Annotated in this window: 18 protein-coding genes; 11 read left to right on the top strand and 7 right to left on the bottom strand. The window is 72.5% G+C overall.

Features of this window, described 5'->3' with window-relative positions:
• Window positions 1-115: 115 nt before the first annotated feature.
• The 6 genes from ACFVGW_RS06080 to ACFVGW_RS06055 form a co-directional block, all read right to left on the bottom strand.
• Window positions 116-1,288 (bottom strand): acyl-CoA dehydrogenase family protein, encoded by a 1,173-nt coding sequence (locus tag ACFVGW_RS06080; protein WP_385850999.1) that lies wholly within the window; start codon window positions 1,286-1,288, stop codon window positions 116-118.
• A 42-nt stretch (window positions 1,289-1,330) separates the two neighbouring features.
• Window positions 1,331-2,503 (bottom strand): acyl-CoA dehydrogenase family protein, encoded by a 1,173-nt coding sequence (locus tag ACFVGW_RS06075; RefSeq protein WP_385850998.1) that lies wholly within the window; start codon window positions 2,501-2,503, stop codon window positions 1,331-1,333.
• A 64-nt stretch (window positions 2,504-2,567) separates the two neighbouring features.
• Window positions 2,568-4,670: an acetate--CoA ligase family protein gene (locus ACFVGW_RS06070; RefSeq protein ID WP_385850997.1), complete on the bottom strand. Its 2,103-nt coding sequence runs from the start codon at window positions 4,668-4,670 to the stop codon at window positions 2,568-2,570.
• 1 nt (window position 4,671) lies between these two features.
• Entirely contained in the window at window positions 4,672-4,869 is a 198-nt protein-coding gene (locus tag ACFVGW_RS06065) for a ferredoxin (RefSeq protein ID WP_383290330.1), read from the bottom strand.
• Window positions 4,866-6,209 (bottom strand): NADH-ubiquinone oxidoreductase-F iron-sulfur binding region domain-containing protein, encoded by a 1,344-nt coding sequence (locus tag ACFVGW_RS06060; protein WP_385850996.1) that lies wholly within the window; start codon window positions 6,207-6,209, stop codon window positions 4,866-4,868. The genes ACFVGW_RS06065 and ACFVGW_RS06060 overlap by 4 nt, the downstream gene beginning before the upstream one ends.
• Window positions 6,206-6,697: a hypothetical protein gene (locus ACFVGW_RS06055; protein WP_385850995.1), complete on the bottom strand. Its 492-nt coding sequence runs from the start codon at window positions 6,695-6,697 to the stop codon at window positions 6,206-6,208. Before ACFVGW_RS06055 ends, ACFVGW_RS06060 begins: the two co-directional genes overlap by 4 nt.
• 565 nt (window positions 6,698-7,262) lie before the next feature.
• Between ACFVGW_RS06055 and ACFVGW_RS06050 the strand changes: the two genes are divergently transcribed.
• The 8 genes from ACFVGW_RS06050 (at window position 7,263) to ACFVGW_RS06015 (ending at window position 16,114) form a co-directional block, all read left to right on the top strand.
• Window positions 7,263-8,426 carry an aromatic ring-hydroxylating dioxygenase subunit alpha gene (locus ACFVGW_RS06050; RefSeq protein WP_385850994.1) on the top strand — a complete coding sequence of 388 codons (1,164 nt, stop codon included), beginning with the start codon at window positions 7,263-7,265 and terminating at the stop codon, window positions 8,424-8,426.
• A 414-nt stretch (window positions 8,427-8,840) separates the two neighbouring features.
• Window positions 8,841-9,971: a spermidine/putrescine ABC transporter substrate-binding protein gene (locus ACFVGW_RS06045; RefSeq protein ID WP_385850993.1), complete on the top strand. Its 1,131-nt coding sequence runs from the start codon at window positions 8,841-8,843 to the stop codon at window positions 9,969-9,971.
• A 1-nt stretch (window position 9,972) separates the two neighbouring features.
• Window positions 9,973-10,857, top strand: coding sequence for an ABC transporter permease (locus ACFVGW_RS06040; protein WP_385850992.1), 885 nt, complete (start codon window positions 9,973-9,975; stop codon window positions 10,855-10,857).
• Window positions 10,854-11,690 (top strand): ABC transporter permease, encoded by an 837-nt coding sequence (locus tag ACFVGW_RS06035; protein ID WP_352189621.1) that lies wholly within the window; start codon window positions 10,854-10,856, stop codon window positions 11,688-11,690. Before ACFVGW_RS06040 ends, ACFVGW_RS06035 begins: the two co-directional genes overlap by 4 nt.
• A 5-nt stretch (window positions 11,691-11,695) precedes the next feature.
• Window positions 11,696-12,850 (top strand): ABC transporter ATP-binding protein, encoded by a 1,155-nt coding sequence (locus tag ACFVGW_RS06030; protein ID WP_385850991.1) that lies wholly within the window; start codon window positions 11,696-11,698, stop codon window positions 12,848-12,850.
• 27 nt (window positions 12,851-12,877) lie between these two features.
• A complete protein-coding gene (locus ACFVGW_RS06025) occupies window positions 12,878-14,206 on the top strand; it encodes a flavin monoamine oxidase family protein (RefSeq protein ID WP_385850990.1) in 1,329 nt (442 codons plus the stop codon).
• Window positions 14,199-15,617, top strand: a complete 1,419-nt coding sequence (locus ACFVGW_RS06020; RefSeq protein ID WP_385850989.1) for an aminobutyraldehyde dehydrogenase — start codon at window positions 14,199-14,201, stop codon at window positions 15,615-15,617. The genes ACFVGW_RS06025 and ACFVGW_RS06020 overlap by 8 nt, the downstream gene beginning before the upstream one ends.
• Before the next feature lie 158 nt (window positions 15,618-15,775).
• Entirely contained in the window at window positions 15,776-16,114 is a 339-nt protein-coding gene (locus ACFVGW_RS06015; RefSeq protein ID WP_385850988.1) for a hypothetical protein, read from the top strand.
• A gap of 114 nt (window positions 16,115-16,228) precedes the next feature.
• On the opposite strand, the gene ACFVGW_RS06010 is transcribed toward ACFVGW_RS06015, so the two are convergent.
• Window positions 16,229-17,542: an ROK family protein gene (locus tag ACFVGW_RS06010; RefSeq protein ID WP_383220452.1), complete on the bottom strand. Its 1,314-nt coding sequence runs from the start codon at window positions 17,540-17,542 to the stop codon at window positions 16,229-16,231.
• Between the two features lie 184 nt (window positions 17,543-17,726).
• Here ACFVGW_RS06010 and ACFVGW_RS06005 point away from each other — a divergent pair, with 184 nt between their 5' ends.
• The 3 genes from ACFVGW_RS06005 to ACFVGW_RS05995 are packed head-to-tail and all read left to right on the top strand — an operon-like array spanning window position 17,727 to window position 20,924.
• On the top strand, window positions 17,727-19,043 hold the full coding sequence (locus tag ACFVGW_RS06005) for an extracellular solute-binding protein (RefSeq protein WP_385850987.1): 1,317 nt from the start codon (window positions 17,727-17,729) through the stop codon (window positions 19,041-19,043).
• Between the two features lie 14 nt (window positions 19,044-19,057).
• Window positions 19,058-20,053: a carbohydrate ABC transporter permease gene (locus ACFVGW_RS06000; RefSeq protein ID WP_385850986.1), complete on the top strand. Its 996-nt coding sequence runs from the start codon at window positions 19,058-19,060 to the stop codon at window positions 20,051-20,053.
• Complete coding sequence (locus tag ACFVGW_RS05995; protein ID WP_385850985.1) at window positions 20,046-20,924, top strand: carbohydrate ABC transporter permease; 879 nt, start codon at window positions 20,046-20,048, stop codon at window positions 20,922-20,924. Before ACFVGW_RS06000 ends, ACFVGW_RS05995 begins: the two co-directional genes overlap by 8 nt.
• Window positions 20,925-20,928: the final 4 nt, after the last annotated feature.

Raw genomic sequence — 20,928 nt, 5'->3', positions numbered from 1 at the left:
GGGGGCGTGTTTTTTTGGGGTTCCGGGGGGGGTGGGGGGGGGGTGTGGGGGGGGGGGGGGGGGGCCGGGGGGGGGGCCCCCCCCCCCCCCCCCCACCACCCGGGAAACGGCGCGCCTACCCCGCCGACGGCATCCGCAGGACGCCCGTACCCCGCTTGACCAGTTCGCCCGCGATGATCAGGCGCTGGATCTCGGACGTGCCCTCCCAGATCCGGTCCACGCGCAGTTCGCGGTAGAGCCGTTCGACCGGGTACGAGCGGTCGTATCCCCGGCCCCCGAAGATCTGCAGGCACCGGTCGATCACCCGGCCGGACGCCTCGCTCGCCGCCAGCTTGGCGATGGCCGCCTTGGCGTGCAGCGTCTTGCGGTCGGCCACACCCTCGTCGACCTCCCAGGCGACCTGGTGGGTGTAGGCGCGGTTGACGGCGATGTCGACGGCGGAGTCGGCGAGCATCCCCTGGATCAGCTGGAAGTCGGCGATGCGGGAACCGAACTGGCGGCGCTCCACGGCCCAGTCCCGGGCCAGCTCGAGGGCCCGTTCCGCCGCCCCGATCGTCCGTGCGGCGATCATCAGCCTCTCCTCCGTGAACCAGGAGCGGGTGATGTCGTACCCCTGGCCCACTTCGCCGAGCACCGCGTCGTCGGGCACGAAGACCTCGGTGAAGGTGAACTCGGGGTGCTCGTAGACGAAGGTGTGCATCCAGCGCGGCACACGCGTCATCTCGATGCCGGCCGTGTCCTTGTCGACGAGGAACAGGGTCGGCGCGCGCTCCTCCCCGGCGGCGGCGAGCACGATCATGAAGTCGGCGTGGTCGCCGACGGTGACGAACCACTTCTCGCCGTTCAGGACCCAGCCCCCGGCGGTCCGGGTCGCCGTGGTCCGCAGGCTCTGCGGGTCGGAGCCGGCCTCGGGCTCGGTCACTGCGTAGCAGTCCCGGCGCTGCCCCCTGATCACGGGGACGAGGTAGCGCTCGCGCTGCTCCGGCGTGCAGAAGGACAGCGCGTTGGCCGGGCGCCACACCATGTCCCACAGCGCGCCGGTGAGCCGGCCGAGCTCCGCCTGGACCGTCACCTGCTCCAGGATCGTGAGTCCGGCGCCGCCCCACTCCTGCGGCATGTTGACCGCCTGCAGCCCGCTGTCGAGGACGGCGTCGCGGATCTCGGCGTGGGCCTGCTGGGGCAGCCCGTTGTTCTCCTCGCAGTCGAGTTCGTACTTCATGATGACGTCGGTGAGGGCGCGCGCCGCGTCCCGGAGCTCTTCCTGACGGGCGGTGAGGCGGAAGTCCATGTGTGTCTGTCCTCTGGGTCGTGGTGGGCGGGCGAGCGGTCGTCAGGAGTGGGGAAGGGCGAGGGCCCGGGTGCCGCGCTTGATCAGCTCGTTGGCGATGATCAGGCGCTGGATCTCGGAGGTGCCCTCCCAGATCCGGTCGACGCGCAGTTCGCGGTACATGCGCTCGACCGGGTACGTACGGTCGTAGCCGCGGCCGCCGAAGATCTGGACGCACCGGTCGATGACCCGCCCTGCGGCCTCGCTCGCCGCGAGCTTCGCCGTCGACGCCTTGGCGTGCAGCATCTTGGGGTCGGCGTCCGGCCGGTCGGCCTCCCAGGCGACCTGGTGCGTGTAGGCGCGGTTGACGGCGATGTCGACGGCGCAGTCGGCGAGCATGCCCTGGACGAGCTGGAAGTCGGCGATGGGGGAGCCGAACTGACGCCGTTCGACGGCCCAGTCCCGGGCGAGCTCCAGGGCCCGCTCGGCGGCGCCGACGGTCCGCGCGGCGATCATCAGCCGCTCGTCCGTGAACCACTCCTTGGTCAGCTCGTAGCCGCTGCCGACGCCGCCGAGCACGTCCTCGTCGGCGACGAAGACGTCGGTGAAGGTGAACTCGGGGTGCCCGTTGACCGCGGAGTGCATGAAGCGGGGGACGCGGGTCATCACGACACCCGGCGCGTGCTTGTCCACGAAGAACAGCGTCGCCGCCCGCTCGGGTCCCGCGTCGGCCTGCACGAGCAGGAAGTCCGCGATGTCACCGCAGGTCACGAACCACTTCTCCCCGTTGAGGAGCCAGCCGCCCTCGGTCCGGGTCGCCGTGCTCGTGCCGGAGGCCGGGTCGGAGCCCGCACCGGGCTCGGTCACCGCGAACGCGTCGAACCGCTCGCCCCGGATGACCGGCAGCAGATACTTCTCCCGCTGCTCCTCGGTGCCGTACGCGAGGACGTTCGCGGGCCGCCAGGGGATGTCCCAGAGGCAGTTGGTGACCTTGCCGAACTCCTCCTCGACGATGACCTGGTCCAGCAGGGAGAGGCCCGCGCCGCCCCATTCCGCGGGCATGTTGATGGCGTAGACGCCGGCGTCGATCGCGGCGCGGGTCAGCTCGCGGACCGTGTCGGCGGGCAGCGGACCGCCCGCCTCCTCGGCCTGGTCCTCGTACCTCATCAGGAGCCGCGCGTAGGCGGCGGCACGGCCCTTGAGGTCGGCCTGTTCGGGTGTGTAGCGGAAGTCCATGTGTCCTCCAGGGCACAGATGGCGGGTGGTGGGTCCGGCCGGCGTCAGCGCGGATCGGCGGGCGTCAGCGCGGATCGGCGGGCGGGGCGAGGACGGCCCGGGCGTCCAGGGCGAGGGCGCCGTCCGGACGTACGAGCAGGGGGTTGACCTCCAGTTCGGCGATCTCCGGGTGCGCGGCGGCGACGGTGGTGATGCGCTCGACGGCGGCGGCGGCCGCGGCCACGTCGACGGCCGGCCGGCCGCGTACGCCGTCCAGCAGCGCGGCACTGCGCAGGCCGCGCAGCAGGGCTTCGGCCCGAGCCGCTGGTACGGGCGCGAGCGCGAAGGCCACGTCCCGGAGCGTCTCGGTGAGCACCCCGCCGAGCCCGACCAGGGCGACCGGCCCGAACCTCGGGTCCCGGTTCACGCCCACGATCAGCTCGACACCGTCCGACAGGTCGGCCATCGCCTCGACCGAGTAGGCGGGCGCGCCGAGGCGGGACCGCATCTCCCGGTACGCGCGGAGGAGGGCGTCCCGGTCGGGCAGGCGCAGCGCCACACCGCCGGCGTCGGACTTGTGCAGGACGTGCAGGGCCTTGAGCACGTACGGGCCGTCGAACTCGGCCGCCGCGGCCAGCAGTCCGGCCTCGTCCGTGATCTCGCGCGCCGCCGGGAACGGCACACCGGCGGCGGCGAGCAGCGCCCGCACCCCGTGGTACCCCGGGTCCCGCAGCGGTTCGGCGGCGGGCGGCAGCGGCGGGACGCCGCCGGTGCCGGCCGCCGCCCGGCCGGTCATCGCCGCCAGCGCGCGGGCGGCGTCCTCGGTGGCGCCGAACACCGGAACCCCGGCCTCTGCGAGCACCTGGCAGCTGGGCGAGTGCGGGTACATCGACTGCACGACGAGGGGCTTCGGTACGACGGCGAGGTGGGCGGCGATCTCCTTGGCGGCGCGGGTCTCGCCGTCCGCGAGTACGGAACCGCCGGCCGGGCCGCCGCCCAGACCGCCGTCGGAGGCGGCGTAACCGCCGAAGTACCCGGTCATCAGCACGGCGTCGACCTCGTCGGCGGCGAGGAGTTCCCCGACCGTGTCGGCGTACGACAGGGGGCGCTGCTCGCCCATCCCCGCCAGGTCGACGGGGTTGCCGACCGAGGACTGCTCCCACAGCATGGTCCGCAGCCTGTCCTGGGCCGGCGCGCCGAGTTCCGGCACGTCGAGCCCGGCGTCCTCGGCGGCGTCCGCCGCGATCGCGCCGTGACCGCCGCCGTCGGTGAAGACCGCGGTCCGCCGGCCGGCCGAACGCGGTCGGCCCCTGCGGGGCTCCGCGCCCAGCGCGGCCAGGACCACGGTCATCTCCCGTGGCGTGCGGACGAGTTCGACGCCCGCGTCGCGGCAGGCGGCGGCCACCACGTCGGCCGAGGTGGTGAGGGCGCCGGTGTGCGACTGGGCGCTGCGCGCGGAGGCGGTGCCCCGGCCGGCGGTGAGCAGCACCACCGGCTTGCCCGCCGCGGCGGCGGCCGCCGCGAACGCCCGGCCGTCGCCGAAGTCCTCGGCGTACACGGCGATGGCCGAGGTGGCGTCGTGGCGGGCGCAGTCCTCGACGAGGTCGACGAGCGTGACGTCGGCCTGGTTGCCGAGGGAGACGAAGCGGGAGAACCCCAGGCCGTGCGGCTCGCCCCGGAGCTGCAGTTCGAGGGCGAGGTTGCCGCTCTGGCTGAGCAGCGCGACGCCACCGGGGGCGAAGCGGTCGGAGGCGAGGTACAGCTCCGTGGTGTTGTCGGCGATGCCCAGGCAGTTGGGCCCGACGAGGAGTGCTCCGGCGGCGCGTACACGGGCGGCGACCGCCCGTTGCCGGGCGAGGCCCGCGGGGCCCGCCTCCGCGAAGCCCGCGGTGATGGCGACGATGGCCTTCGCCCCGCAGGCCAGGGCCTCGTCGACGGCGGCCTCGAAGCCGGCGCCGGGCACGGAGATCACCACCAGGTCGACGGGTTCGCCGAGCGCGGAGAGGGAGGTGGCCGCCGTCCGGCCGAGGACGGTACCGCCGCGCCGGTTGACCAGGTGCACGGGCCGGCGGTCCGGTGCGCGCAGCGCCTGGGAGGCCACCGCGTGGCCGTACTTCGCCGGGTCGTCGCTCGCGCCGACGACGGCGACGGAGCCGGGGTCGAAGAGGGCGGTCAGATCGCGTGTCATGTCATCCCTCCACGCGGAGGGCGGAGTTGGGGCAGCTCTCGACGCAGGCCCGGGCGCGGGCGGCGGCCTCGGGGCCGGACGGGACGTCGAGGACGATGACCTTCGCGTAACCCCATTCGTCGAGTTCGACCAGGTCGGGCGCGGATTCCTGACACAGTCCGTAGCCCTGGCAGCGGGTGGAGTCCAGCAGGAGTTTCACGGCGTTCCTTTCAGCGCGGGCAGCGGGAGGGCGGGGGAGACGACGGGGGAGTCGGGGGAGCCGGGGGAGGGGAGAGGGGTCGACACGCCGCCGGCGTCGGCCACCGCCCGCGGCACGGTCACGGTCAGGCGGCGGCCGTCCGGGGGCGTGGCCGCGCACCGCGTGCAGGGCGCGGCGAGATGGGAGCGGACGAGTCGGGGAAAGGCACGGAGCAGACTGCCCGCGATGCCGGCGGAGGCGTCGAGCAGTCCGCAGGCGCCTCGTCCGGGCAGGCCCTGTGACCAGCGGTGCAGGCTGTCGGCGGTGTCCGGGTCCGCTGTCCCGGCGGAGAGCGCGCGCAGGGCGTGGCCGACGGCTCCGGTCCCGGAGACGCAGACACCGCATTGCCGGGCGCTCTCGGCCGCGAGATGGGCGGCCGCGTCGGCGGCGGTGGCCACCGGGCAGTCGCGGGGGGCGAGGAAGCGGATCGCTCCGCAGCCCAGGGCGGTGCCCGCGGCGGTCAGCGCCCCCGGTTCCAGCGGAAGGTCCAGGACGTCCGCGCCGACGAGTCCGCCGAACAGCCCTCCCATCAGCGCTCCGGTCGCGTCGGGGATGCCGAGTCCGGCCGCGAGAGCGCGCAGCGGGACTCCGTACGGGACTTCGGTGAGCACCGGAGCGGCCGGGCCGCCGGAGAGCGTCACCAAGGTGCTGAGGGCGATGGAGCGGCGCAGAGCGGGCCGGGCCGCCGTGAGGGCGATCCGGGCGAGGGTCTCGACGTTGGAGACCAGGGTCGGTTCACCGCCGACCCCCTGCTCGAAGGGGCGGGGCGGCTTGGCCGTGGGCAGCGCGGGTCCGCCGTCGATCCTGCGCACCACCGCCGTCTCCTCGCCGGCGACGTAGGTGTGGCCGGTCTCGACGATCTCGACGGGCAGGGGCGGCGGGTGTTCGACGAGGGCCCGGCGTACGCTCCCGGCCGCGACCGGGTCGGAGAGGTACACGACGCCACGTTCGGCGCCGACGACCGCGGCGGCACGGGCGAGCCCGTCGAGGACCAGATGGGGACGGGCCCGCAGCAGCCAGCGGTCCTTGACCGAGCCGGGTTCGCCCTCCTCGCCGTTGGCGACGACGACGGGGGCGCCGCCGCGGTCGCGTACGGAGCGCAGTTTGACGGCGGCCGGGAATCCGGCGCCACCGCGGCCGCGCAGGCCGGAGGCCGCGAGGTGGGCGAGGAGGTCGTCGGGGGCCGTGGACCCGTCGTAGCCGCCCGTTGCGCGGTAGTCGTCGGCGCTCTCCGTCAGGCCCGGCGTCGTCCCGAGGACGGTGCCCGGCGGGTTCGCCGCCGGGAGTCGGATCGTGGTCATCGGCTGCTGCCTCCTGTCCGGGTGGGGGCCTGGGGGCCGGTGTGGATGTGCGAGGGGCGGGTGGGGGCGTCCGTGCCGCTCGGGGGAGAGGCACGGGTGCGGCCGCGCAGGGTCCGTACGGCCCCTTCCAGGGCGGCGCGGTCGCCCGCCGTGCGGCCATATCCCGGCCCCGGAAGGCCGATGAGCATGCGGTGGTGGTCGAGGACGACCTCGCCGGCGAGCAGGGCCGCCGCGGGATCGCCCGGCCGGGACCCGGTGGCCACGCCGGTCACCAGGGAGGTGACCTCGGCGAGGTAGCGGAGCCAGCTGTGCCGGCTTCCGCGCAGGACCAGCCGTTCGACGCGGCGCCGTTCCGCCGCCGCCAGGTCCTCCGCCCGCCGCGTCGGCGCGCCGGGTACGGAGGCGCGCAGGGCGGCCACCGCGGTGGGGAGTTCTCGCTCCGGTTCGGGGGTGAGCCCGAGCCAGTCCAGACGCCGACGACCGCTCATGCATGCCTCCGGAGGTTGGGTGCCGTCCTGCCGGTCCGGCGCCTCGCGAAGAGCCTTCGGTACGGGGAGGCCCGATGGCTCGATGTGCGTGGACGCCGGCCTGGCGAGACGGCCGGATTTCGGGGGATCGAGGGGATCGGATGGATCACGGGGAGGGGTTCGGGACCGCGAGGGATGCGGGGCCCGGGCCTGCCCGGCGGGCCGCCCGACTGCTTCCACGCCCGTGAACTGGGCGAATGAGGAGCAGCACCGGGGCGGCGACACGAGAACACGTTTGCTGACCGATCGGTCAGGCAAGAATTACGCTAGCTGACCGATCGGTCAGTGAACAAGTCTTGACCCGACGGAAACGAGCCAGCACTCTGGCTGTCCAATCGGTCAGCCCGGTCCCGGCTTCCCGCCCCGGCCGCCTGTCCGCAGCTCGGTCGTACCGACATCGCACGCCCATACCGATCGCCGCGCCGGCGGCACGGAGGAGTCACCGATGCACTCCAGAGCCCCCGAGAAACCCGAAGTCGCTCAAGCACCGACAGTCACCGGAGCACCAGCGGCCACCGGAGCACCAATGGCCACCGGAGCGCCGGCAAGCACCGGAGCACCGGCCGCCACCGAGACGCCGGTGGCCCCGGCGCTTCCGGCGCGTTACTACACCGATCCCGCCATCGCCGCCGCGGAGACGCGGCACGTGTTCGGCAGGTCCTGGCAGCTCGTCTGTCACGAGTCCGACCTGCCGGACCCGGGGGCCCGCCTCGCCGCCACCGTCGCGGACCGGGAGGTCCTGGTGGTCCGCACCGAGGAGGGTGGTCTCGCCGCCCACCTCAACGTCTGCCGCCACCGCGGTACGCGCCTGGTCACCGCCCCCGAACCGGCCGGCAAGGCGATCCGCTGCCCGTACCACGGCTGGACGTACCGCCTCGACGGAAGCCTGGTCGGCGCCCCGGAGGCACGGCAGATCCCCTGCCTCGACAAGCCGAAGCTCGGCCTGTTCCCCGCCCGCGTCGAGTCCTTCCTCGGATTCGTCTTCGTCAACCTCGACCTCGACGCCGTACCGCTGGCGCAGAGCTGCGCGGGCCTCGAAGCGGCGGTCGGCCACTACGCCGGAGCCGACCTGGTGCCGGTGGGCCGCGCCCGTATCCACGACCTGGCCGGTGCGGAGGTGCAGAACGCCAACTGGAAGGTGGCGGTCGACAACTACCTGGAGGGGTACCACGTTCCGGTGGCCCACCCCGGCCTCATGCGGCTGCTCGACTACCAGGGCTACACCCACGAGACCGAGGAGTCCTACGCCCTCTTCGCCTCGCCGCTGCGCGACAAGCCGTCCTCGAACTGGGCCGAACGCCTCTACCAGCGCGTTGCCGCGCCCATGCCCGGCCTCGCCGAGGCCGACCGCAGGATCTGGCGGTACGCGGTCATCTACCCGAACACCCTCATCGACTTCTACCCCGACCACGTGCTGGCCTGGACCGCGATCCCCACGGCGGTGGACCGCGTGGCCGTGCCCGGAGCCTTCTACACCCGCCGCGGTACCGGTCTGCGCACCCGCCTCGCCCGGCGCCTGAACATCCACATCGGCTGGATCACCAACGACGAGGACGCCGAGCTGGTCGCCCGTGTCCAGAAGGGGCTCTCCACGCCCGGGTTCGAACCCGGACCGCTGTCGCGCCGCGAGTCGGCGGTCGGCTGGTTCGCCGACCGCGTCCGGGCCGACCTCGACGGCGCCGCGCCGTAGACGGGCCACCCCCGGCCTCCGTCGAGGAAGCCCGACGGCCGAGGCGTACCCGCCCTCACCGGGCGCAGGACCTCACCGGGCACCCGCCCGCGTGCCGACGCGCACCCCGGCCGGCCGGCCCGCCGCCAGGACCGGCGCCGCGGACCGCCACGACCGGCGCCGCACGCCGCCACGACCGGGCCGTACGTCCGCACAGGGTCACCCCCCAGCGGGCCGAACGCACCGCCGGGCCCCACGCCCCGGCAGGGCCCACGCCCCCGCCCACGCCCCTGTGCCTTCGCGCACGCTCTCGCCGGCCGCACCTCCCCACCTCCCACCCCGCTCCGCCGGTGACCGTGCCCCACCCACCCCACGACCGAGCCCCGACGCACGCTCGTTCCCGCCGTCCCCCAGCGGCCCTACGGAGAGGACCCCATGTCCCCCGAGGCACTCCCCCCGACCCGTCGCTCCTTCCTCCGCGCCGGCACCGCCGCCGCCGTCGCCCTCACCGCCGCCGGCTGCGGCTTCACCTCCGCCGACGACCCGGCGGGCAAGGCGCGCTCCGAAACCCCCGTCGACGCCAAGGTCGACGGCGATCTCGTCTACTTCAACTGGGCCGACTTCGTCGACCCCACCGTCTTCGAAGGGTTCCAGGACGAGTACGGCGTCAAGGTCGTCCAGTCGAACTACGACTCCATGGAGGGCATGGCGGCCAAACTCAACGCCGGAAACCGCTACGACATCATCTTCCCCACCGCGAAGTGGGCCGAGCGCCTCGTCGCGGGCGGCCGGCTGCGCAGGATCGACCACTCCCGGCTCCGCAACGCCGAGGCCGTGTTCGGCGGCTACGACTACTTCGCCGACCCCTGGTACGACCCCCGCTCCGCGCACACGGTGCCCTTCACCATGTACAAGACCGGCATCGGCTGGCGCCGGGACCGGCTCGGGGACCTCACCGGATCATGGAACGACCTGTGGAACGACAAGGCCAAGGGCAAGGTCTTCGTCCTCGACGACCGCGACGAGGTGCTCGGCCTGGGCGCGCTCAAGCTCGGCCTCGACCTCACCACCGGCGACCGTGACGAGCTCTCCCGCGTCACCGACACCCTGCGCTCGCTCCGCCCCCGTCTGCGCGGCTTCTCCAGCGACAGCTACAACAACCTGCTCAACGGCAACGCCGACATGACCCAGGCGTGGAGCGGTGACATGGCCGCCATGCTCGCCCAGGCCGAGGACCCGGCCGTCTTCGGCTTCGAGGTCGCCCGCGAGGGCGCCCCGGTCAACTCCGACTGCTACGCCATACCCTCCGACGCCCGGCATCCGGGGACCGCGATGCTCTTCATCGACTACATGCTCCGCCCGGAGAACGTGAAGAAGAACATCGAGTACATCGGCTATCCGATGCCGGTCCGTGGCACCGAGGACACGTACGCCGCGCTCGTCGAACCGTTCCCCCAGTGCTCGGTGACCGCCGACGACCTCAAGGCCGACCTCTTCTTCCGCAACGGCGACACGGAGGCCGAACGGGCCCGCGACGCCGCCTGGACCGACGTGAAGGCCGGCTGACATGGCACCTGGCAAGCGATCAGCGGCGGCGGCCGGGAGGCAGCCCCGGCTGTGGACCTGGCTCATGCTCCCCGGCACCCTCTGGATGACGGGCTTCCTCGTCGCCTCCCTCCTTCTGGTGGCCACCCTCTCGCTCGGTTCCACCGACCCGCTGGGCAATCCGCGCTTCGGCTTCGATGTCGGGAACATCGCCGCACTGGCCGATCCGGCCTACAGCACGGTCCTGTTGCGCTCCCTCGGCTACGCGCTGATCACCTGTCTGATCTGCCTGGCCGTGGCCTACCCGGTCGCCTACGCCATCGCGCTGCGCGGCGGCCGGTTCAAGAACCTGCTGATCGCCGCGATCGTCGTCCCGTTCTTCGCCAACTACCTGGTGCGGATGTACGGCTGGTCCGTCGTCCTCTCCGACGACGGACCGCTCCTGAAGGGCCTGCGCGCGGTCGGTCTCGCCGACGACGGCACCAAGATCCTCCAGACCGGTGCGGGCGTCGTCGCCGGACTCGTCTACGGATTCGTCGTCTTCATGATCATCCCGCTCTACGCGGCGATGGAGCGCATGGACACCTCGCTCATCGAGGCGGGCCGCGACCTCTACGGCGGCCCACTGCGCACCTTCTTCTTCGTCACCGTCCCCGCCACCCGGCAGGGAGCGGCCGCCGGCTGCGTCCTCGTCTTCCTGCCCGCCATGGGGGACTTCGTCAGCGCCCAGCTCATGGGAGGTCCCGACCAGATCATGATCGGCAACCTGATCCAGGACAAGTTCTTCCAGGGCCAGAACTGGCCGCTCGGCTCCGCCCTCACCATGCTCCTCATGGCGGTCCTGTTCCTCGGGATGCTCGGGTACCTGCGGCGCACCCGCAAGGACGAGACGGAGGCCGTCCGATGAGCGCCCGGCAGCGCCGCCGGCGCGGCGCCGAACGGCGGCCCCGGTTCGCCCTCGCGGTCACCGCCGTCTTCTTCGCGCTCCTCTACCTCCCCGTCGGCGTCGTCGTCCTCTTCTCCTTCAACTCGCAGAAGTCCCTCACGGTCTTCGAGGACGTCAGCCTCCGCTGGTACGCGGCGTTCGTCCACGACGACGTGCTGCTCTCCTCGCTCGGCATGAGCCTGCGGGTCTCGCTGGTCGCCATGGCCGGATCGCTCGTCCTCGGCGTCGCCCTGGCGCTGGGCCTCGTGCGCGGCCGCAGCCGTCTCGGCTCCTTCGCCGGCCTGGTGATGCTCGTCCCGCTGATCACACCGGAGATCGTGACCGGCGTCGCCGCGATGCTCCTCTTCAAGGGCCTGGGCATCACCCTGTCCACGACGACCGTGATGCTCGCCGAGATCACCTTCTCGATCTCGTACGTGACGGTCATCCTCCGCTCCCGCATCGCCGCGCTCAATCCGGAGGTCGAGGAGGCCGCGATGGACCTCGGGGCCACACGCCGGCAGGCCTTGCGCCTGGTCACCCTGCCCGCACTGCTCCCGAGCATCCTCGCGTCGGCGGTGCTGATCTTCGCCCTCGTCTTCGACGACTTCGTCCTCGCCTACTTCACCACCGGCGTCGACCCGCAGCCGCTGTCCGTACGCATCTACTCGGCGATCAGGTTCGGCGTGCAGCCGACCATCAACGCCGTCGGCACGCTGATGCTGGCCGGGTCCATCGGCCTCATCGTCCTCGCACTCGCCATCCCGCGCCTGTTCGGGCGACGCGGCGGCCTCGACCTGCTCTCCGGGAAGTGACATCCATGAACCCGACCTCCGCGCACCCGAACCCCGACGCCCCGACCTCCGACGTCCTGAACCCCGACGCCCCGAACTCCGGCGTCCCGACCCCCGCCGTGCGGCTCGACCACGTCAGCAAGCAGTACCCCTCCGGCGACGGCACCTTCGCCGTACGCGACGTGGAACTCGACATCGCCCCGGGTGAGTTCTTCTCCCTCCTCGGCCCGTCCGGCTGCGGAAAGACCACCCTGCTGCGGATGATCGGAGGCTTCGCCGATCCCACCGAGGGCAGCGTCCTCCTCGACGGCCAGGACGTCACCGGGCTGCCGCCCGACAAGCGCAACGTCAACACCGTCTTCCAGAGCTACGCCCTCTTCGACCACCTCTCGCTCGCGGACAACGTGGCCTTCGGCCTGAAGCGCCGGGGCGTCGGCCGCGCCGAGATCCGCCACCGCGTCGCCGACATGCTCGACCTCGTCCAGCTCGGACACCTGGCGGCCCGCAAGCCGCCCACCCTCTCCGGCGGCCAGAAGCAGCGCGTCGCGCTCGCCCGTGCCCTGGTCAACCGGCCCCACGTGCTCCTGCTCGACGAGCCGCTGGCCGCCCTCGACCTCAAACTCCGCCGTCACATGCAGGTCGAGCTCAAGCAGATCCAGCGGGAGGTCGGCATCACCTTCGTCTTCGTCACGCACGACCAGGACGAGGCGCTGACCATGTCCGACCGCCTCGCCGTGATGAACGACGGGCGCGTCGAGCAGTGCGGCACGCCCGAGGACGTGTACGAGCGGCCCACGAGCAGCTTCACCGCCTCCTTCATGGGCACCTCCAACCTCGTCCCCGGCACCTACCGCTCCGGCCGTGTCGTCCTCGACGACGGGCCCGAGCTCCCCGTCGGCGACCGTCCGGCCGTCGCCGACGGCAGCAGGGTCAGCCTGTCGATCCGCCCCGAGAAGATCTGGCTCTCCGACCTGGAACCCGACATGGCCCGCGTCAGCGGGGTCGTCCGGGAGACGGTCTACTGCGGCCCTACGACCACCTACCTGATCGAACTGGCCCCCGGCGTCACGGTGTCCGTGCTGGAGCAGAACACCGACCGCTCCCGCATGGAGGACCGCTGGAGCGGCGGCGAACACGTCGAGGTCGGCTGGAAGCCCGAGCACTGCCTCGTCCTGGACTGAAGCGGCACCGACCGAAGGAACACCCCCATGAACCACGACGTCATCGTGCTCGGCGCCGGCCTGGCCGGCCTCACCGCCGCACGCGACCTCGCCGCAGGCGGAGCCGACGTCCTCGTCGTCGAGGCCCGCGACCGGGTGGGCGGACGCGTCGAACAGACCGAACTCCCCGACGGCCGGCTGGTCCAGCTCGGCGGAGAGGTCGTCGGCCGGGCCCACACCGCGTACACGACCCTGGCCGCCGAACTCGGCCTCACCCTGACCCCCAGCTATGTCGCCGAGCCCGGCGCCCTCACCCGCGCGACCCCCGAAGACATCTCCGCCGGCGACCCGCCCCACTGGTTCGGCCCCGGCGACGACGCCTGCCACCGGAAGGTCACCGCCGCCTTCCGCGCCCTCGCCCGCACCGTCGACCCGGACGACCCCTGGGTCCACCCGGACGCCGCCGCCCTCGACCGGCTCTCCGTCGCCGGCTGGCTGCGCGCCGAGGGAGCGACCCCGGCCGTCGTACGACTGTGGGAGATCGGCCAACTCGCCCTCGCCGACGGTTCGTACGAGCGCACATCACTCCTCGCCGCCCTGCGCAAGCACGCCGCCGTACCCGTCTCCGGAGACGGGTCCGAGCACTACGACTACGAGGCCTGGGAAGGCCTGCGGGTCGCCGAGGGGTCCGCGACGGTGGCCCTGCGCATGGCCGCCGCCCTCGGCGGGCGGATCCGCACGGGCGCGCCCGTGGAGGCGGTCGCCGTACGGGGGCTCGGCCGCTGCTCCGTACGGCTGGCCGGAGGTGAGATCCTCACCGCCGGCGCCGTCGTCAGCGCGCTGCCCGTCGGCCCGCTCCGGTCGGTCGCCGTCACCGGCGTCTCCGAGGAGCGCCTCGCCTCCCTGCACCGCCAACGCCAGGCGCTCGCCGCCAAGTTCGTCGCCGCGTACGACCGGCCGTTCTGGCGCGACCGGGGCCGCAGCGGCCTCTCCGAGTGCGAAGGGGTCCTCGGCAGCACCTGGCCGCAGAGCGACGGCATCCTCTCCGCCCTCGTACCCCCCGAAAGGCTCGGCGTCCTGCTCGGCATGCCCAGCGCACTGCGGACCGGAGAACTCCTGGCCGACATCGCCCGCCTCTACGGTGACGCGGCGCACCGGCCGCTCGCGAGCTACGTGCGGATGTGGGGCACCGATCCGTGGACCCAGGGGTACGTCACCCAGTGGACCCCGGGCGACGTCACGGCAGTCGGCCCCCTGCACGGAACCCACGAACCCCCCTTCTACGTCTGCGGATCCGACCAGTGGGTGGCCGGCTACATGGAAGGCGCCGTCCGCACCGGACGCGACGCGGCCAGGGAGGCGCTGCGCCGTGGCTGACACCGTGCGGAACCACATCGCGGGCACGGACCGGCCCGCGGCCTCAGGCGCGACGATGGAGCTGGTCGACCCCGCCACCGGCCGCGTGCACAGCCACGCCCCGCGTTCGGGCCGCGCCGACACCGACGCGGCCTGCGCGGCCGCCGCGGCCGCCTACCGGCACTGGTCCACGACCACACCCGCCGTACGGCAGCGCGCCCTGCTCGGTATCGCCGACGCCGTCGAGGCACACGCGGACGCGTTCACGGCCGCCGAGACCGGGGACACCGGCAAACCTCGCCACCAGTTCAGGACGGAGGAGCTGCCCGCGATCATCGACACCCTCCGCTTCTTCGCCGGGGCAGCCCGGAACCTGCCCGGTGTCGCCGCCGCCGAGTACACCGAGGGCCGCACCTCGCTCCTGCGCCGCGAACCGGTCGGGGTCTGCGCCCAGATCACCCCGTGGAACTACCCGCTGATGATGGCCGTGTGGAAGGTCGCACCGGCGATCGCCGCCGGCAACACGACCGTGCTCAAGCCCGCCGACACCACCCCCTCGTCGTCCGCTCTGCTCGCCCGCGTCGCGGCGGAGCACCTGCCGCCGGGCGTGCTCAACGTGGTCTGCGGCGACCGCGACACCGGTCGCGCGCTCACGGCCCACCCCGACGTCGCCCTGATCGCCGTCACCGGCAGCGTGCGGGCGGGCCGGGAGATCGCGGCCGCGGCGGCCGCCGACCTGAAGCGGGTCCACCTGGAGCTCGGCGGCAACGCCCCGGTCCTCGTCCACGACGACGTGGACGTCGCGGCGACCGCCGCCGCCCTCGCCGCCGTCGCCTACTACAACGCCGGTCAGGACTGCACCGCGCCCACCCGGCTGCTGGTCCATCACCGGGTCCACGACGCGTTCCTCACCGCCTTCGCGGCGGAGGCCGGGAAACTGCGTACCGGCCCCCCGGACGAGCCGGGTGTCGACGTCGGCCCCCTCAACAGCGCCGCCCAACTCGCCTCGGTGCAGGCGCTGCTGGAACGGCTCCCGGCGCACGCCGAGATCGTGGCCGGGGGTACCCGGCCGCCCGGTCCCGGGTTCTTCCACGAGCCCACGGTCGTCGCCGGCGTGCGCCAGGAGGACGAGATCGTGCAGGAGGAGATCTTCGGGCCCGTCGTGACCGTGCAGCCGTTCGCGGACGAGGCGGAGGCGCTGCGCCTGGCCGACGACGTCCGGTTCGGACTCGCGGCCAGTGTGTGGACCGCCGACCACGACCGCGCGATGCGCGCGACCCGCGCCCTGCACACCGGCATCGTCTGGGTGAACACCCATGGCACCACCGTCTCCGAGATGCCCCACGGAGGTGTCAAGCACTCGGGCCACGGCAGCGACCTCTCGCTGGCGGGCCTGCTCGACTACACCCAGGTCAAGCACGTGATGCTGTGAGCCCGCCGGGCTTCTCGGGCCGTGGCGTCCGTCGGTTCATCTCTTGTGTGACGAGATGGAGTTGGGGGCATTCGGGTGGAGTGCGGGGCGGACCGCAACTGCTTCCGGTGCTTTCGTAGTCGTCCTCCTCAGTTGCACCACGAACTGAGGAGGCACTCATGACCGGGTTTCAGGGTTTCGCCACTGGCACCGCTGAGCTGCTGGATCTCGACCCGTACCGGTTCCCCGCCATGCTGATGGCCGACGAGCCCGAGGAGACGCACATGACCCGCGGGGTCATGGAGTTCGGTGACTACGTCCTGCCCGCCCCGGCGCCGGAGAGCCGTCTGTCCTTCCCGCTGCCGCCGGCCGACCGCCGCCGGCTCGAACTGCACGCCGCGCTCACCACGGCGGGCATCGCGCCCCTCCCCGGTGACCTCGGCGCCATCGAGGCACTGTGCGGGCTCGACGACACCATCCACGTCGCCCTGCTGCGCTGGATCACGCCGGACCGGTGAGGCGTCCGGGCGTACGGGGCCGGCGGCGCGCCGACGACGTGCGCCGCCGGGCCCGGCCCGACCGCCGGGGGCCCTCGCGCGTGAGGGTCGGCCGGCCGGTCCGGTGACCGGCCCTCAGGACGTCGCGCGGTGCCGCAGTGCGGGCTCCCAGGCGGGAACCGGCTCCTCCGGCGGGGCCTCGCTGTGGCGGCCGCCCCGGGCGAAGAACGCTTCGAGAGGCAGGATCGCCGCCCCCACCGTGACGGCGTCCGGGCCGAGCGTGCCCAGCTCGATACGGGTCCGGCTGGCCGGGTAGCGCAGGGCGAAGGCCGCGGCGTGCGGCTTGACCGTCTCCAGGAAGCGGGAGCCGAGCTGGAGGCCGGCCCAGCCGCCGACGAGGATCCGCTCGGGCTGGAACAGGTTGATCAGGTCGGCGAAGCCCGCGCCCAGGTACTCGGCGGTCTCCTCCAGAACGGCGAGGGCCGTCGCGTCGGGCTTCCTCTCCGCGCCGTGCGGGGGATAGGCGGCGGCGATCATCGACGTCAGGGCGGTCTCCTCGTCCGCCCCCGCGGGCGGCCTGCCGCCCGCCTCCCGCCAGCGGTCGAGGAGCGCCTCGGCTCCGGCGTACGCCTCCAGACAGCCCTGGGAGCCGCAGCGGCAACGGCGCCCGCGCACGCGGACCGTGAGGTGGCCCCACTCGATCGCCCGGCCGGTGCCCATCCCCTCGCCGATCACGCAGGCTCCGACACCGGAGCCGAAGAGGACGACGACGGCGCTGGCGGTGCCGCGTCCGGCCCCGAACCACATCTCGGCCTGGCCGAGCGTCTTGGAGCCGTTGTCGATGTAGTACGGCACGCTCGCGGGCACCGCGCCGGTCTCCCGGAGCAGCCGCTCCAGGGGTACGGCGTCCCAGCCGACGGTCTGGCCGTGCACGACGGCGCCGTCCTCGGGTGCGTGGGCGACGATGCCCGGGACGCCGATGCCGACGCCGAGCAGCCGCTCCGGCGGCACGTCCGCCGCGCGCAGCACCGCGGCGATGCCGTCGCGCACGTGGCCGACCACGACGCCGACGTCGTACCCGCCGTGCGGGCCGGTGCCGTCCGCCGCCAGCGGACTCTCCACGCGGGCCAGCTCGGTCAGAGCGAGGTCGAAGAGCTCGACCCTGATGCGGGTCTCGCCGACGTCGATGCCGATCATGCAGCCGCTGGCCGGGCTCACGCGCAGCAGGGTGCGGGGCCGGCCGCCGGCGGAGTCGACGCTGCCGGCCTCCTCCACCAGGCCCTCGGCCAGGAGTTCGCCGACGACGTTGCTGACGGACCCGGAACTCAGCCCGGTGGCCGGGCCGAGCGTCAGGCGGCTCTGCGGCCCGTCGAAATACAATCGTTGCAGAACCGCGGTGCGGTTCTCCCGCCGCAGGTCACGCACCGTACGACTGCTCTTCGCTCGCACCCTGCCCCCTGTTCGTGAAGTCTCTCCTCGCAAGATACCCCTGCCAGGGCCCTTGACGCGACCTTCTCTCGGTATTTAACTCACGTCCTAAATTAAGCCGGGGGGTGCACAGGGCGGGCGTGGGACGTCGCGCCGGCCCCGCCTCCTCGCACTCCGTCACTCCCCGAAAGGGTCTTGAGGAGCCATGCGCAGAATCAGAGCCGCGGTCACCGGTGCCGTCACCCTCTCCCTCGTCCTCACCGCCGCCGCCTGCGGAGGCGGCACCTCCGACGGTTCCGGCTCCAACTCCCAGCCGAAGACGCTGACGTACTGGGCCTCCAACCAGGGCTCCAGCATCGAGGTCGACAAGAAGGTCCTGCAGCCCGAACTCGACCGGTTCGAGCGGGAGACCGGCATCAAGGTGAAGCTGGAGGTCGTGCCCTGGTCGGACCTGCTCAACCGGATCCTCACCGCGACCACCTCCGGCCAGGGCCCCGACGTCCTCAACATAGGCAACACCTGGAGCGCCTCCCTGCAGTCCACCGGCGCCCTGCTGCCCTGGGACGCCGAGAACTGGAAGAAGATCGGCGGCAAGGACCGCTTCGTCGACTCCGCGCTCGGCTCCACGGGCACCCCCGGCCAGGACCCGGCCGCCGTCCCCCTGTACTCCATGGCGTACGCCCTCTACTACAACAAGCAGATGTTCAAGGACGCCGGCGTCGACAAGCCCCCGGCCACCTGGGACGAACTGGTCGCCACCGGCAAGCGCCTGAGCAAGGACGGCAAGTGGGCCATCGGCGTCGAGGGCGCCAACCTCTCGAACAACATCCACCAGGTCTTCGTGCTCGGCAAGCAGCACGGCGCCGACTTCTTCACCGCCGACGGCAAGGCCGATTTCACCTCCGACGGAGCCGTCGCCGCGGTCAAGCAGTACGTCGACCTGATGGCCGCGCACAAGATCGTCGCTCCCGGCAACGCGGAGTACGCCCAGAACCAGTCCCTGAGCGACTTCGCCAAGGACAGGACCGCCATGGTCCTGTGGCAGACCCCCTCGCAGACGTTCGCCTCGCAGGGGATGAAGGAGGACGAGTGGGGCGTCGCCCCCGCGCCGGTCCTCTCCGGCGCGCCGGGCACGGGAACGGCCGTCAACTCCATGGTCGCCGGCATCAACATGGCCGTCTTCAAGAACACGAAGAACATCGACGGCGCCATGAAGTTCGTGACGTTCATGACCGGCGACGAGGAGCAGAAGATCCTCAACAAGGCCTACGGTTCCGTCCCGCCGGTCAAGACCGCGCAGCAGGACCCCGCCTTCTCCACCCCGTCGCTCACCGTCATCCGCGACACGCTCGCCACCAGCGCCTCCGCCCTGCCGCAGGTTCCCGAGGAGTCCCAGTTCGAGACCGTCGTCGGCACCGCGGTCAAGGAGCTGTTCGCCGACGCCGCGGCCGGCCGCCCCGTCACCGACGCGTCGGTGAAGGCCGCGCTCGAAAAGGCCCAGCAGCAGATGCCCAAGAAGTAGGCACGGGACCACTCATGACCTCAACCGTCACGCCCCCGGAGGCACGGGCGGTGCGGAAGGCCCCGCCCGGAGCGGCGCGCTCCCCGCGCCGCCGCTCCGGGCGGCTGCGCCGCATCGGGCTGCCGTACCTGCTGCTCCTGCCCGCCCTGGCCCTCGAACTCCTCGTCCACCTCGTGCCGATGGTGATCGGCATCGCCATGAGCTTCAAGGAGCTCACCCAGTTCACCGTCCGCAACTGGGCCGACGCGCCCTGGGCCGGATTCGAGAACTACGCGCTCTCGGTCGACTTCGACGCCCCGGTGGGGCAGGCCCTGCTGAAGTCCTTCGTGACGACCTGCCTGTTCACCGTCACGTCCGTCGGCCTGTGCTGGCTCCTCGGCACCGCCGCGGCCGTCCTCCTCCAGGAGTCCTTCCGCGGCCGGGGGCTGCTGCGCGCGCTCTTCCTCGTCCCGTACGCCCTGCCGGTCTACGCCGCCGTCATCACCTGGGCGTTCATGTTCCAGCACGACAACGGCCTGATCAACCACGTGCTCCACGACCAGCTGGGCATCGGGGACCGCCCCGCCTTCTGGCTCATCGGCGACAACAGCTTCTGGGCCCTGCTCGTCGTCTCCGTCTGGAAGGGCTGGCCGTTCGCCTTCCTCACCGTGATGGCCGGCCTGCAGAACATCCCCCGCGAGCTGTACGAGGCGGCCGCGCTGGACGGCGCCGGGGTGTGGAAGCAGATCCGGCACATCACCCTCGCCTCCCTGCGGCCGGTCAACCAGGTGCTCGTGCTCGTGCTGTTCCTGTGGACCTTCAACGACTTCAACACACCGTTCGTGCTCTTCGGCAAGGCCGCCCCCGAAGCCGCCGACCTGATCTCCCTGCACATCTACCAGTCCTCGTTCCAGACCTGGAACTTCGGCGCCGGCTCGGCGATGTCCGTCCTGCTGCTGCTCTTCCTCCTGCTCGTCACGGGCGTCTACCTGCTGATCACCGGCAGAGGAAGGAGGGCCGGCGATGACTGAGCCCACCCGGCGGCGGACACCGCGTTCCCCGATGGCCGCACCCCGCTCCTTCCTGTGGACCCGGCGGATCGTCCTCACCCTGCTCACCGGATTCGTCCTGCTGCCGGTGTACGTGATGGTCTCCAGCTCCCTCAAGCCGCTGGCGGACGTCTCGGAGAAGTTCCGGTGGCTCCCCTCGGAGCTGACCGTCCGCCCGTACATCGACATCTGGCACACCGTCCCGCTCGCCGACTACTTCGTGAACTCCCTGATCGTGGCGGGCGCGGCGACCGTGTGCTCCGTCGTGGTCGCGGTCTTCGCCGCGTACGCGGTCAGCCGCTACGGCTTCCGCGGGAAGCGGGTCTTCACCGTGACCGTGCTGTCGACCCAGATGTTCCCCGGCATCCTCTTCCTGCTGCCGCTCTTCCTCATCTACGTCAACATCGGCAACGCCACGGGGATCGCGCTCTTCGGCTCGCGCGGCGGTCTGATCCTCACCTACCTCACGTTCTCGCTGCCGTTCTCCATCTGGATGCTGATCGGCTACTTCGACTCGATCCCCAGGGACCTCGACGAGGCGGCCAAGGTCGACGGCTGCGGCCCCGTCGGCGCCCTGTTCCGGGTGGTCGTCCCCGCCGCCGTGCCCGGCATCGTCGCCGTCGCCGTCTACGCGTTCATGACGGCCTGGGGCGAGGTCCTCTTCGCCTCCGTGATGACCAACGACACCACCCGCACGCTCGCCGTCGGCCTCCGGGGCTACGCCACCCAGAACGACGTGTACTGGAACCAGGTGATGGCCGCCTCCCTCGTCGTGAGCGTGCCCGTCGTCGCCGGCTTCCTCCTCCTCCAGCGCTATCTCGTCGCCGGCCTCACCGCGGGTGCGGTCAAGTGACGCT

The organism is Streptomyces sp. NPDC127129 (genome assembly GCF_042671585.1).
In the GTDB taxonomy this organism is placed as follows: domain Bacteria; phylum Actinomycetota; class Actinomycetes; order Streptomycetales; family Streptomycetaceae; genus Streptomyces.
This window is presented reverse-complemented; position numbering and strand designations above follow the sequence as displayed.